Raw genomic sequence first — 13325 nt, 5'->3', positions numbered from 1 at the left:
GCGGGGAAAGAGTATATATCAAGGAAGAAACAAAGCGTTGCCGGGAATCACCGCTTTCGCTTCATGCTGACTTTCCCACATCAGACGTGCCATTGCGTCGCCTTTTTCATCATAATATTCAACTTTCAAATCCGCTATTTTGCCTGCTTGCAAGGTAATGCTGCCCTTGCGTTCAGTCCAGCTTTGTTTGAACCAACTATCAATAATCAGCTTGCCGTCTATCCATACACGAATACCATCATCAGATATCGTGGTAAACGTATAGGTCTCACTGTATTGCGGCTTGATTTTGCCCGTCCAGCGGACCGAGAATTGATCAGCCTCCACCTTGGGATCAGGCGAGGCGGCGCGCCAGTTATAATCCAGCTTACTATCTGTGCGAACCAAAACAGCGGTGCCGTCCAGATTCATGCTGTTAAAATATTCACCCCGCAGCCCGTTCGCATAGACCATATCCGGAACGGAAGGCGGGACTGGTTTGCTTACCACTGGCGGAGCCGGAGTCGAGCCGTTTTGCCCCGTGTCCGGTACGGTCGGTGACTCCACCTCAGGTTGTTTTATCGCAGCCAACCCTTTGTTCACGTCATCCCGCGTCAAGCTCTTCGAATTATTCATATAATCCTGAATCTGATCCGTCGTGTTATTTTCGGTCAGCATCTTGCCCCAAGTCATGGAATACACCCATTTGGGCTGAGCCTGCATGACCTCGGGACTCGGCATCTCACCGTGTTCCCCAATGGCAATCGGCTTATTCCGTGCCAGTCCGAGCAGTCCTTCATAATGGCTTTGCTTAAAATCATTGTTGTAAATGTCTACAGCCAAGATATCCACCTTGTCATCCCCCGGATATTTCGGGGTATATGGGACGGTGTACGAACTAGGCGCATTCGGACTCCATACCCACAGCAGATTGTTCAGTTGATGCGTGTTTACAAAACGGTCATACATGATATTCCATAGCTGATTGAAATTGTTCTTGTTTCCCCACCAGAACCAGTCGCCGTTCATTTCGTGATAAGGTCTCCATAATACCGGAACACCCGCATCACGAAGCTGCTTTAACGATATAGCGGCCTTATCCAGATCGGCAATGAGAAGATTATACTGCGTAGTGCCTGGCGTCACATATTTATTGAACTCCGCCTGGCTTACTTTCGCCTGCACATTGGCCCAAGTCAGGGGTTTACCCGGCAGCGGTTCATGATAAGTCATCGTAACCATGCCGCCAGCTCTACTCCAACGTATAGCGCTATCGACGACATTTTTACGTTGTGCTGCCTCCGTAGTGGCGGACTGGCCGGAGATGGCTCCCATCTCGTAGCCATGTACACCAGCATATGACTTACTGATTTTTTGGACCTTGTTGCTTAATTCATCCGGGCTTTCCAAATAATCATGTTGACCTGTGACCATTTTTTTTCCCGAAATGCTGATCAAATAGTTGTATAGTTCACGGGCCTCAGCAGAAGCGTCCGAATTAACAGGCTGTAATGTGGCAGCATTCGCCACGGATAGAGATTCACCAAAACCGACGGGCAATAAAGAAAAAAGCATAACAACGGGGAGTACACTGCGTATCCATCGATACACAGGGGTAAAATAGGGGCTCACTCTCGCTCTTCCTTTCGGTAGCCAGGCTGCCATCCTTACGGAAGGCCCTTTAGCTTTGCGTACCTGCCTTTCAACAGGGCTGCGTTTATCGTGGAAGGAGTTTGGATTCCTTCTTACCCTAAGTATCGACTTTTTTTTACCAAAATTTAATAGGTCATGTTTATGAATTTACAGATTTTCGTGTATTTTCGACAGTTTGAGCTAAATAACTTCATAAATGAGTCTTTTTTTCATCTTTCAGGATTTTGCAAAATTCGATTCCAGTCGCTCCAGGGTACAATATATAGACGAATAAAATCAATTCGATCTATATATTCCTGATTACACCTCGCTTTGTGGATTTTTGCAAAATCCTCCTTTACGAAATATTTATGAAATAAACTTGTGACGGGAAATTTCATCCCAATCCATGCAAAAGCGGACAATATCCTCTTCAACCAGCTCAGAACCTGTCTGTACCTCGATCAATTCCACATCAGTCACGGCCAAAATGCTATGCTTCGTCCCTTCAGGAATGCGAACCACATCACCAGCCTTCACCTTGTGCAGCTTTTCATTCAAAATAATTTCCGCTTCACCGCTAATGATGGTCCAAATTTCACTCCGCTTGAAATGAAGTTGATAGCTGATATTTTTGCCTTGCAGCACACGGATTCGCTTAGTCAATACCTCATTGCCCTCTTCATACTTTACATAATCCACTACCCGATAATGTCCCCAACGGCGCTCTTCGTACATTGGTCGCTGATTGTGTGCTTTGAGCACTTCCTTGATGCGCGGACTTTCCGCCTTATTAGTCACAAGGATGCCATCCGGGCTGGCAGCTACGATCAGATCATTCGTTCCAATAATCGCCACGGGAATGTCCAGTTCATTGATGAGGCTCGTATTGACACAATCCTCTGTTACTACACCTCTACCCACTTGCTGATGGGACATTTCTTCCGTCAAGGTGTTCCAGGTACCCAAGTCCTTCCAGAAGCCATCATACGGAAGAACGACGATATCCTTCTCCTTCTCGACTACCGCGTAGTCAAAGCTGATTTTTTCCAGAGAAGAATATTGCTTTTGCATTTCTTCATAGTTCAGCGGCAATCCTTTGGATGCCAAGATATCAAGCAAATATCCTAATTTGAATGCAAAAACCCCGCAGTTCCATAGAGCATTGCGTTCAATCAGACGCTCCGCCTGCTCCCGGTCGGGTTTCTCTTGAAAATGGCTCACTTCACGGTAGCCTGTGCTACCTTGTGTGGCATCGTTTTTCGGTATAATGTAACCGTATTTCTCAGAAGGATAAGAAGGGACAACCCCGATTAACGCAAGCTTGCCTTCACTCTCCTGAAGGGTATGCTCCAACTGGGCGACGGTAGCAAAGAAAGCATCCTCTACATAGGGGTCTACCGGCAATATAGCAACAATTTCATCGGGCGAAACACCAACGATGGAATATAGATAGGTCGCTGTCAACGCAATGGCGGGAAAGGTATCTCTTCGTTCCGGCTCAACAATGATGCGCGTATCCTGCCCAACCTGACTCTGAATCATTTCGACCTGCGCTCTCCCTGTTGCAATGAACGAGGATTCAGACAAGCCGTTATCCCCCAGTTGTCTCCACACCCGTTGCACCATCGATTCCGAATTCCCCTCCGGACTCTCCAGCACCTTCAAAAATTGTTTGGAACGGGAATCGTTGGACAAAGGCCATAATCTTTTACCGGAACCACCAGACAAAAGTACGAGCTTCATATACTCTCCACTTCCTCTCTATAATTTGGGTAGGTGATCGGATGGGGCAAGGTTGAGTGCCCGCTACGGGATGGATTTGATCTTACGATCGCTGTTGGACCGGGATTCACTCGATTGTATAAAATCGTGTAAAGGTTTGAATCCCGGTAAGCTTATGCTTCCGATGCGAGCTTTCCTTTGGAAAGCTTTCAGGCGAGCGCTATCGCTTCTCCAGATTCAAATCCATCCCTGCGCTACTCAAATATGCATCATGCCGATCATACCGTTTATTGCAAAAAGCACGACCGGACGATTCATGTCCGGTCAGCCTGTAAAGACGCTCGCGCGCTTGCCTGCCGTGCTTGCAGGCTTCAAGTATCAGTCGGCCCTGCCACGCCCTTGCTCGGAAGGAGCAGCATAGCGTAAACACATGACAGCCCCGCAGGAGTAGCATAGCGCATTCGCACAGTAGCCTTGATCCGCAGGAGCGGCTTCACTGAGCCGCTCCTGCGGATCTGCCCTTCCTACCTCCCCCCATAAGGTGGGAGGTTAAAAATCGTGACTCCATGCGGTAAAAGCAGCGGAGCGGGCAGAATTGTTCTGAAGAAGCGTCAGCGTTTGCCTTTATCCCCGGATTTTAACCTTTGAATGTTTTATACAATCAAGAAAATCCGGGGGTAACAGCAATCGGAAGAACAATCTGCACGCGTAGCGCCTCCAACACCACCACGGTCACTTTTTTAAGCTTCCACCTTGTCTCTGTTCCACCCACTCATCCGCGGACGACCCACAGAGTAGTATTCCAGCCCGGAGCCTTGAATCTGCTCCTCAGTAAATACGTTACGACCGTCAATCAGGACTGGCTTGTGCAAAATGGAAGACAATTGTACGAGATTGACGTTCTTGAACTCTTCCCAATCGGTCAGCAGGCAGACCGCGTCGCTTCCTTCGGCGGCTTGCTGCGGGGAGGAGCACCATACAATATTCGGGTGATCCACGCGCTCCTTGAATTTTTCCATCGCAATCGGATCATACAGCTTCACAATAGCGCCTGCCTGGATCAGCGTTTCGACGATTTCCAGTGCCGGAGCCTCGCGGATATCGTCTGTATTCGGCTTGAAGGCCAAGCCCCAAATGCCAATCGGCACGCCATGCAGTTGACCCAGCGATTCGCGCAGCTTGGCTACGATCATGAAACGCTGGTCGGTGTTCACCTCGACCACCGATTTTAACAGCTTAAATTCATAGTCTACGTTGCCCGCAATTTGGATGAGCGCATTCGTGTCCTTCGGGAAGCAAGAGCCCCCGTACCCGATCCCTGCTTGCAGGAAAGAGGACCCGATTCGTTTGTCCATCCCCATACCGTCAGCCACACAAGTGACATCCGCGCCCACCTTTTCGCAAATATTGGCGATTTCGTTGATAAACGAAATTTTGGTCGCCAGAAATGCGTTTGACGCGTATTTGATCATCTCAGCACTGCGGATATCCGTTACATAAATTTTATCCGTGAACACCTGATGCAGCGAAACCATCGTTTCACGTAGCCCCGTGTTGTCCAAACCGATAATGATGCGATCTGGATGGAGTGTATCATTGATTGCAGAGCCTTCTCTCAGAAATTCCGGAGCGGATACAATATCGAAGGACAAACTCGTATGACGGGCCAGCACGTCCTTGATCTTTTCGTTCGTTCCAACAGGCACCGTGCTCTTGGTCATTATAATTTTATACCCGTTCATGGCCTTCCCGACATCAGCAGCAGCCTGCTCAATGTAGGACAGATTCGCTTCACCGTTAGCCAGAGACGGTGTACCCACCGCCAAAATAACGATATCCGAGCGGCGAACCGCGTCAGCCAAATCCGATGTAAACTGCAAACGACCTGCTTCCAGATTTAACGCGATCAATTCCTCAATGCCAGGTTCATAAATAGGAGATTCCGCCCGGTTCAGCATGTCGATTTTGTACTGCTCCAGATCGACACAAATCACCTCATTACCTTTATGTGCAAAACACACGCCCGAGACGAGTCCAACGTATCCAGTACCGATTACAGCCAGCTTCATTCCGTTCATCCTCCTTTTAGAAAGTTCACATAGGCTTGCTCTACATACTTTTTGAAATGATCCTTGAACGTATCTTCATCAAATTTGCGTGCATGGCTAATGATACCGTCCACATCCCATGCATGCTGCTCGACCTTGGCGACCGCCTCCAGCACATCCTCTACCTGATGTCTGCGGAAAAATACACCATTCACATTAGGGACAATGGTATCCAGCGCTCCCCCGCCCTGATAAGCGATAACAGGCCGTCCGGCTGCATTCGCCTCCAGAGGCGTGATACCGAAGTCCTCTTCCCCCGGAAAAACGAGCGCCCGACATTCTGCCATTAGCTTATTGACCTCTTCGTCTTCAAGTCTGCCAAGAAACTCAATGTTCGGGGAGGCCATGCCTTCCAGTCTTTTACGATCCGGTCCTTCACCAACAATGCGCAGCTTGAGACCATTGCGCTTGAATGCCTCAATCGCCAGGTCAACGCGCTTGTAGGACACTAACCGGGATACGATTAGGTAATAGTCACCGATGCTTGCAGCACGTTGGAAACGGGATGTATTAACAGGAGGGAAAATGACATCCGACTCCCGTTGGTAATAGTGCAGAATTCTCCGTTGGACGACCGAAGAGTTGGCGACAAATTGGTTTACGTTGCGAGAAGTTTTGGCATCCCATGTTTTCAACCGATTCATGTAAAGCTTTAGCATGCTTTTGAGCAGGTTGGATTTGGACTGCCGGGCCATATATGTATCATAATCCCAGGCAAACCGCATCGGTGTGTGACAATAACAAATGTGAAATGTATGTTTAGGTACCTGGATGCTTTTCATAAATGCGCTGCTGGAGCTTAAAACAATGTCGAAATCCCTAAAATCAAAATCACGGATAGCGATGGGGTACAGCGGCAGCACTCCTTTGAAATTGGCCTTCACTCCCGGGATGTTTTGTAGCCAGGTGGCTCTAATATCTGCATCCTTCAAGTTGTTCGACAGGCGGTCGTCGCTGAACACCGTTGTGAAGATTGGAGCCTCCGGATACATATCGTGGAATACCTCTACCACCCTTTCCGCTCCGCCCATTTGGATTAAGTAATCGTGTGCTATCGCTATTTTCATCTGAATCATCCTTTAACGCGAATGTCGGTCAGACTCCTGCCAACAAACCCTTATAGTAATGAACTATATCCTTAACCGTGTTCTCGATAACAAAATGCTTCTTGACCCGTTCCATCCCTTTATCGCCCATTTGCTGACGTTCCTGTGGATGCTCCAGCATCCAGCGGATGGCTTCTTCCAGCTTGGCTGGATCACCCGGTTCAATAAGCAACCCGGTTTCGTTCGGTACGACAGTTTCCCTGGGTCCGCCCTCATTCGAAGCAATCACCGGCAGACCTGCGGCCATGCCTTCAATAATGACCTGCCCGAACGGCTCCGGTGTGATGGAGGTGTGAATCAACAGATCACAGCGCTGCATCAGGCCCTGAATGTCATCGACGTGTCCAAGTAAATTGACGTTGTCTAATCCGTATTCGCGCATTGTGGATTCCAGACGGCGTTTATATTCCTCTTCGCCGAACAGCGCATCCCCAGCCAGCCAAAATTTCACACGCTTATCCGGTAAAAAAGTGCGTGCCGCTTCCAGTAAAATATGCTGCCCCTTCCACTCTGCCAGTCTGCCGACCAATACAACGTTAAACGAGTCATCGTCACGTGAATTTGCGGTCACATCACGAGCCGTAATCGCTTTGGCAAATGCCGAGTAGACGACGAGTGTCTTTTTGTCCGGGGGCAGCTCCAGCGCACTTAGCGTGGACTTGGAGTTGGCAATGACGCCGTTAGGCAAAAAGCGGGACATCAGCCGAATGCCTTTGGCGACAATCGGCTTCAGGTACGGCGGGCCGATATGGTCACGAATGTGCCAGATCAACGGCACCTTCGCTGACTTTGCGGCTACTGCGCCGTAGAACGCCGACTTGAGCGAGTTTGTGTGAACACACACGACCTTTTCCTCGCGCAGCAAAGGCGCAAGCTTTTTCCCATAAGCCAACAACCGGTAGGCTGCCGCAGGCGCACCCAGATTGACGGCATTTCGCCCCCGATTACGGATAGAATCATCCAGCGGAACGATACGAACATCAATGTCACGTTGCCGGAGGCGATCTGCCAAATCACCTTCCTCCGCCAAAATGACGAGCGGATCGATATGTTCCCCGATGTTCGTCAGTATGTTATACAAAGCGACTTCGCCGCCGCTCCATCTTGCCGTGTGGTCAATATAAGCTATTCTCAGCATTTTGCCGCCGCCTTTCTGTCAAGGGCCTGCCGGAACACATCTTCCACCTGCTCCGCCACATGCCCCCACGTATATTTGCTCAGGACATGGTCCCTGCATTCCCGAGCGTCAGGAAGGGCTTTGCGGTTATCCAGCACACGCAGCAGTCCTTCCGCAATGGCTTCGCTGTCTGTTCCCCGGAACAACAGCTCCGGACGGAATCCACTTAAAATTTCCTTGTTGCCGCCTACAGGAGTCGCCATCACCGGCAGCCCCGAGGCCATCGCCTCCACTGTAATCAGACCGAAGCCCTCCAGTGCCTGAGTCGGCACTACGAACATATTCGATGCCTGATGATACAGGGGGAGTTCCTCATCGGATACATATCCGAGCAATCTTACATGGTTGTGAAGATTGTATTCTGCCACCTTGGAGGCCAGTTCCTCCATCAGAGGTCCCTTCCCTCCGATCAGCAGCAGATGATCAGGATGACGCTCGGTGACCCGCCGCCATGCTTCCAGCAGTTGCAGCAGTCCCATTCGGTTAACAAGACGACGGACGGTCAGCACAATCGTCGCATTCTGTGGCAAATTCAGCCGTTCCCGCACCGTCCTCCGATCCTCTGCCGGATGGAATCTCTCTACATTCGCTGCACCGGGAATGATATGGATTTTGCTGAGTGGAACCTTATAATGCTCATGCAAAATATCCCGAAAGGTTTCGCTCAGCACTACAAATTTGTCCGCCAGACCATAAGCCTTCATTTCAATAGATTTGGCCAATGTTGTTTTCAGCAGATGCTTGAGGCCTTGCCCTTCAATCTTCATTTCCTCCGTCCATGGGCCGTGGAAGGTGGTGACTACCGGAATTCCCCTTTTTTTCGCCTCCAGCGCCGGGCCGACACCATAGGGGGCAAAATGGGAGTACAGCACATCTATCGGCTGCTTGTCGAACAGCGTTGCTGCATATTTTTGCATCAACTCTCGACGCTTCCAGATGGATTGCTGCTTGCTGCCAATCGAATGAATTCGGATACTGTCAGGCACTTGCGGCTTCTCATCGCTGCAGATTAAAGCATCCAGCGTATTTTGTTCCGCCAACTGCTCACAGATGGATTTGAAGTATGTGTTTAAACCGCCGGGCTGCAAGGACGGCCAGCTAAGCCCAGTTGCTGCAATGCGAAATCCGTTATTGTACGACATAGCTGGTTTCTCCTTTCTGCTCGGTCTGTTCGTCTTCCACAATCTCTATTTTTTTACGTCGCTTCGTCAGCTCATAATGCTTGAAGCAGACTAGAAACTCATACATCACCCAGAAGACCGCTACTGCAAAACCTGCCAATCCCTTGCGGTATAAGCCTTGGACAAAATACTTCTGCACAAAGCGGGCTGGAGGCCGCAACAACAATCTGGTAATCCGAAAGGATCTGCCTTTGTTAAATGCCGTCTCCGCTTCGAGGTCCGTGTACTTGTTAAAACGGGTCATATGATCACTAATGCTGCGGAAGCCGTAGTGCCATAACACACCCTCCAGATTAACGATTTGGGAAGAAGCTACATCCGGCATTTCATGGACCAGACTATTCGTAATGCCGTAAATACGCCGATTGTACAGACGAACCAAATACTCGCCTTTGTTCATCCATTTGCCCAGAAAATCACCAATTCGAAACACAGAGTATGCTTTGGCCGGATCATGGAGCGTTTCCTTGATCTTCAACAAATCTCCAAGAAGCTCCGCATCTACCACCTCGTCCGTATCGATCAGGAAAATCCAATCAAATTCAGCTTTTTCAACACCAAACATGCGCTGCTTCGCATAACCGGGCCACGGGTTGGAAAACACCCGACAGCCCAATGATTCAGCTACCTGAATCGTATTGTCCTTGCTCCCTCCGTCAATGACGACGATATCGTCCGCAAAGGGCTTGCAGGATTTGATGGCGGCTGTGATTCGAGTGCCATCATCCTGAGCGATAATAACTACGGATATCCGGTTGTCCGCGGGAACGCTAGACATGTGGTTCATTAGGGGGTGCCTCCTTCTTTATCTAACCGTTAACTGGCTTTTTCCGGATGTAGTGTGACATCGTTGATCGGAGCCATTGAATATCTTGTTTGGAAATAAGCAGTCTCGGAATTTTCATTTTCAGAACGAATTTAACATTGCATAAAATGAAAACGAACCGTAGAATCCCCGAAGACAGCATTGCTATCCCTGCACCCGTCAAGCCATACTTCGGAACGAGTATAGACAACAATGGTACGACGAGCGCCAATCCGACACCCTGTAGGATGGTAACCAGCTTGGGCTTACCCAGCGCCATGAATTGCTGTGCCAGCACCATGGTTCCTCCGCTGATCGCGACCTCAAGCACCAGTAATCGGAACACCGTAAGCGCTTGTTTAAACTCCTGACCATATAGCAATGTAAATACGAACGGAGCAATCAGCATCAGCATCATGGCAGCCAGAATCGTCGCTGTTGAAGTCACTCGAAACGCCCGGAATGTTATTGCAACCGCGTCCTCCTTGTTTAACCCAGAGGCTTTGGGAAAGAGCACGACGATAATCGAGGTTGAAAATACATTCACCATCCGGGCCAAGCTGACCGCTACCGCATATAAACCGAGATCAGCCGGTCTGAGCAGACCCGCAATCAGGATCTGATCAATGTAAGTAGAAACCTGCCCCATGAGATCGTTGCCGTATGAACCCATGCCGTAGGTAAAGAGATTTTTGAATTGCGTCCAGCTGTTCTTCACCTTCGGTTTGTACAGCCGAACCATTCGAATCGTGACACCGATATAAATCGGCAAGCCTGGCAGCAAATAGGCCAAGGCTGAGGTGTACGGATTCATATGACCCGTCAGGATCAGGATCGCCAGACCCAGCAGCGTACTTAGCGGCACCAGATACCGGAACAAATTGTACTGCTTGTATTCCGACCGGACCTGAAGCAATGCATTATTGATCTGCGAGATCGCGATAAGCGGACACATCATCATGGAGCATTGCGCGAACAGTATGACCGATGAAGAAAAGGAGCGCAGCCAATAAGGAATCAGGAACACGCCGATAAGTGTCGCCAAGCCCCCGAACATCGTCGCCAGTAGCAAGGCGAGGCCGTACAGCTTGCCTGTTTCCTCCGGGTTCCTTTTCGCATTGTAAATCAACGCGGACGGGACACCGAAGCTCATGCAGAAGGCGAGAAATTGGGACCAGTTCACCATCGCGGTCTGTTCCCCGCGTCCGGTAGGACCCAGGAATCGGGCCGTCAGCACGCCAGTCAGCATGTTCACGACGAGAATCAGCATGCTGAATATCATCGTTTTGACTGCTGCCGAGCTGCTATCCTTGCTTTTGGCAAAGCGAACCACCGTGGACCATAGTGTCCGAACAGGTGCGGATAATGTTTGTAAGTTTTGCACAGCCTTTACCTTCTTTCCACGATGACATCTTTCGCCCACAGTCCTATTCCGATCATCATCCAGATCAAATAGCCGCGCATACCGGGAAAACCGTTATCCGATATGAGACTGGCTACAGCTCCGGCCCACGTAGCCAACGCCAGTCTGATATAAGGCTGGCTGCAATCTCGCTCGGCAATGCGGACGAGAAGGCGCTTGACGATAACGAACAGACCACCGAAGAAAAAGAATGCTCCGAAAATACCGAAGGTGAGGAAAATAGCAATATAGCCATTATCCATAATCCCAAGTTCACCGAGATCGCCGCCATTATCAAGCTTGGTGCCAATTCCTACGCTCCCGATCCCCTGCCCCACCGGGTTACCGACAATGGCAGGAAGCATCGTATGCAGCAAATCCAGGCGTTCATTGTACGAATGATCCTGTTGAATATCCGTCAACGTTTGCATGCGGGCCACCAGACCTTCTGCTCCCGGCAGCTTCGGAACAATGATGTAGAGAAGGAGACCCACGACAGCAAGTTGAATCAAGGTTTTCCACTTGCCCTTAGAGGATGAAGTGAGAATATAAGCCAGCAGCATAACGAATGCAATCAGCCAGGCCGAACGTACCAGCGTGATCAAAAGACAAACGACCGTCAGCAGGACTCCGATCCATCCCAATGTGCCGCGCCACCGTTTTTCCATCAGCATGGGTACGAGCGCCATTGCCAGGAAAATAGCGCAGGGACCAGGCGAGTTCATAGAAGAGAAAACTCTGATTTGGAGTGGCTCTGGTATACCGATAGAATTCATCTCTACGTTATTCATCCAAAACGCATCCCAAGGAGGGACTGTCAAATACTGAATAATGCCGTAAATCGCCACGAGAACGGCAATGTTAGCATAGGAATACAGCAGACGATCCAGTTCCTTCGCTTTCATGGGCTTAATCGCAAGATAAGGCAGCAGTAGCAAAGGAATCACATAGTTGGCTAAATCATAGGCAAAAACGATTCCATTTTTGAACAACCCGACCACACTTCCGTAGGCCAGTTCAATCCCAAAAAACACAGCAATCCGGGTCAATGGCTTTTCCGCCTGATGAATGCCACGCAGCACGGGAATAATCAACATGCTGCTTACCAGCAGAGGTGCCAAGCTCAACAAGGACACCGAGTGATATGTTCCCTCCATCCAGTCCACAATGCGCCGGATTTCCGGTCCTACTGCCCACACCGTGAGTGTGTACGGAATCAGCATCCGCGATTGGATGATCGCCAGCAAAAAGGCCGGAAAAACGAGTGCCAGCAATATGGCTCCCTGCTGGCTCATGGTGGGATTCATCTTGGCGCTGACAAATCCGATGGCGAGTGGCAGCATACAAGCCAGCACTCCCATGCCGATCATGCCGATTCCACGCCGATTTCCTAACCAAACGGAAACCTGCTGATCTGCCAGCCGAGTCATATTTCTCACCCCTGACCTCCCTTCACCCGGTTCCGCTTGAACATTTCCTTAAACAGCAGAACGAGAAACTGGGAATCCTCAATCAAGTATCTTTTCCACAAACGCTTAGGCTCCTGAGACAACCGCCAAAACCATTCAAATCCCGTCTTCTGCATCAGCTCCGGTGCACGTTTCACATTTCCCGACAGAAAATCAAACGTAGCTCCTACCCCTATCGAAATCGGAGCGCGATATGTCTCGTAATATCTGTAAATCCATTTTTCCTGTTTAGGTGCGCCTACACCGACAAAAACGATGTCCGGGCGAGCCTCTTGCAGTAATTGGACAATGTGTCTGTTCTCTTCCTCATTTTTCTCAAAGCCATAGGAAGGAGAGTAGCACCCCACCACATTCATGTTCGGGTACGATTCCTGAAGATTGAGCATGGCCTTCTCGGGAATACCGTCCGCCGCCCCCAGAAAAAATAACCGATAGCCTCGATCCTCAAAAGCCTCCCCCAGCCGGGTGAACAGATCGGAGCCTGACACCTTTTGCTTGAGGGGCTTTTTCAGCAACTTGGACGCCCAAATAATGGGCATTCCATCGGCCACCACAGCTCCCGCATCGGAATATACCTTGCGGAATTCATCATCCTTGCGAAGCTTGATCACATGATCGACATTACAGGTCAAAATGTAGGAATGACGCTGATGCACAATAGAAGTATCTATAAATTCGAGTAGATCGTTAAAATCATAATTATCAAAGTTGACATCGAACATGTTCACTCTGCTCATCGTA

The 13325-nt window shown here is 49.6% G+C and carries 11 protein-coding genes and 1 riboswitch; of the genes, 1 reads left to right on the top strand and 10 read right to left on the bottom strand.

Features of this window, described 5'->3' with window-relative positions:
• Positions 1 to 18: 18 nt before the first annotated feature.
• Positions 19 to 1644, bottom strand: coding sequence for a glycosyl hydrolase (locus tag ACWXW9_RS19080; RefSeq protein ID WP_494930683.1), 1626 nt, complete (start codon positions 1642 to 1644; stop codon positions 19 to 21).
• Positions 1625 to 1705, bottom strand: a riboswitch (cyclic di-GMP riboswitch). Its footprint overlaps the gene before it by 20 nt.
• A gap of 275 nt (positions 1706 to 1980) precedes the next feature.
• Positions 1981 to 3357, bottom strand: a complete 1377-nt coding sequence (locus ACWXW9_RS19075; RefSeq protein ID WP_149094461.1) for a sugar phosphate nucleotidyltransferase — start codon at positions 3355 to 3357, stop codon at positions 1981 to 1983.
• A gap of 250 nt (positions 3358 to 3607) precedes the next feature.
• On the opposite strand from ACWXW9_RS19075, the gene ACWXW9_RS19070 reads away from it, so the two are divergent.
• On the top strand, positions 3608 to 3757 hold the full coding sequence (locus tag ACWXW9_RS19070) for a hypothetical protein (RefSeq protein ID WP_494930682.1): 150 nt from the start codon (positions 3608 to 3610) through the stop codon (positions 3755 to 3757).
• 319 nt (positions 3758 to 4076) lie between these two features.
• On the opposite strand, the gene ACWXW9_RS19065 is transcribed toward ACWXW9_RS19070, so the two are convergent.
• From ACWXW9_RS19065 to ACWXW9_RS19030, 8 genes are read right to left on the bottom strand one after another with little or no spacing between them, the layout of a single operon-like run.
• A complete protein-coding gene (locus tag ACWXW9_RS19065; RefSeq protein WP_494930681.1) occupies positions 4077 to 5405 on the bottom strand; it encodes a UDP-glucose dehydrogenase family protein in 1329 nt (442 codons plus the stop codon).
• Positions 5406 to 5410: 5 nt separating this feature from the next.
• Positions 5411 to 6511 (bottom strand): glycosyltransferase, encoded by a 1101-nt coding sequence (locus ACWXW9_RS19060; protein WP_494930680.1) that lies wholly within the window; start codon positions 6509 to 6511, stop codon positions 5411 to 5413.
• Between the two features lie 28 nt (positions 6512 to 6539).
• Positions 6540 to 7688, bottom strand: coding sequence for a glycosyltransferase family 4 protein (locus ACWXW9_RS19055; protein WP_134910815.1), 1149 nt, complete (start codon positions 7686 to 7688; stop codon positions 6540 to 6542).
• Positions 7682 to 8869 (bottom strand): glycosyltransferase family 4 protein, encoded by a 1188-nt coding sequence (locus tag ACWXW9_RS19050; RefSeq protein ID WP_494930679.1) that lies wholly within the window; start codon positions 8867 to 8869, stop codon positions 7682 to 7684. The genes ACWXW9_RS19055 and ACWXW9_RS19050 overlap by 7 nt, the downstream gene beginning before the upstream one ends.
• A complete protein-coding gene (locus ACWXW9_RS19045; RefSeq protein ID WP_192510262.1) occupies positions 8856 to 9695 on the bottom strand; it encodes a glycosyltransferase family 2 protein in 840 nt (279 codons plus the stop codon). Before ACWXW9_RS19045 ends, ACWXW9_RS19050 begins: the two co-directional genes overlap by 14 nt.
• Before the next feature lie 22 nt (positions 9696 to 9717).
• On the bottom strand, positions 9718 to 11097 hold the full coding sequence (locus ACWXW9_RS19040) for a lipopolysaccharide biosynthesis protein (protein WP_494930678.1): 1380 nt from the start codon (positions 11095 to 11097) through the stop codon (positions 9718 to 9720).
• A gap of 5 nt (positions 11098 to 11102) precedes the next feature.
• Complete coding sequence (locus tag ACWXW9_RS19035; protein WP_494930734.1) at positions 11103 to 12545, bottom strand: O-antigen ligase family protein; 1443 nt, start codon at positions 12543 to 12545, stop codon at positions 11103 to 11105.
• Positions 12546 to 12550: 5 nt separating this feature from the next.
• Positions 12551 to 13321: a WecB/TagA/CpsF family glycosyltransferase gene (locus ACWXW9_RS19030; RefSeq protein ID WP_494930677.1), complete on the bottom strand. Its 771-nt coding sequence runs from the start codon at positions 13319 to 13321 to the stop codon at positions 12551 to 12553.
• Between the last annotated feature and the right edge of the window lie 4 nt (positions 13322 to 13325).

This window comes from Paenibacillus sp. LT-B23, assembly GCF_059417685.1.
This window is presented reverse-complemented; position numbering and strand designations above follow the sequence as displayed.

Excerpts from the sequence above, each read along its gene's own strand:
- ACWXW9_RS19080 (WP_494930683.1), bottom strand. The coding sequence starts at position 1,644 with ATGGCAGCCTGGCTACCGAAAGGAAGAGCGAGAGTGAGCCCCTATTTT.
- ACWXW9_RS19075 (WP_149094461.1), bottom strand. The coding sequence starts at position 3,357 with ATGAAGCTCGTACTTTTGTCTGGTGGTTCCGGTAAAAGATTATGGCCT.
- ACWXW9_RS19070 (WP_494930682.1), top strand. The coding sequence starts at position 3,608 with ATGCCGATCATACCGTTTATTGCAAAAAGCACGACCGGACGATTCATG.
- ACWXW9_RS19065 (WP_494930681.1), bottom strand. The coding sequence starts at position 5,405 with ATGAAGCTGGCTGTAATCGGTACTGGATACGTTGGACTCGTCTCGGGC.
- ACWXW9_RS19060 (WP_494930680.1), bottom strand. The coding sequence starts at position 6,511 with ATGAAAATAGCGATAGCACACGATTACTTAATCCAAATGGGCGGAGCG.
- ACWXW9_RS19055 (WP_134910815.1), bottom strand. The coding sequence starts at position 7,688 with ATGCTGAGAATAGCTTATATTGACCACACGGCAAGATGGAGCGGCGGC.
- ACWXW9_RS19050 (WP_494930679.1), bottom strand. The coding sequence starts at position 8,869 with ATGTCGTACAATAACGGATTTCGCATTGCAGCAACTGGGCTTAGCTGG.
- ACWXW9_RS19045 (WP_192510262.1), bottom strand. The coding sequence starts at position 9,695 with ATGAACCACATGTCTAGCGTTCCCGCGGACAACCGGATATCCGTAGTT.
- ACWXW9_RS19035 (WP_494930734.1), bottom strand. The coding sequence starts at position 12,545 with ATGACTCGGCTGGCAGATCAGCAGGTTTCCGTTTGGTTAGGAAATCGG.
- ACWXW9_RS19030 (WP_494930677.1), bottom strand. The coding sequence starts at position 13,321 with ATGAGCAGAGTGAACATGTTCGATGTCAACTTTGATAATTATGATTTT.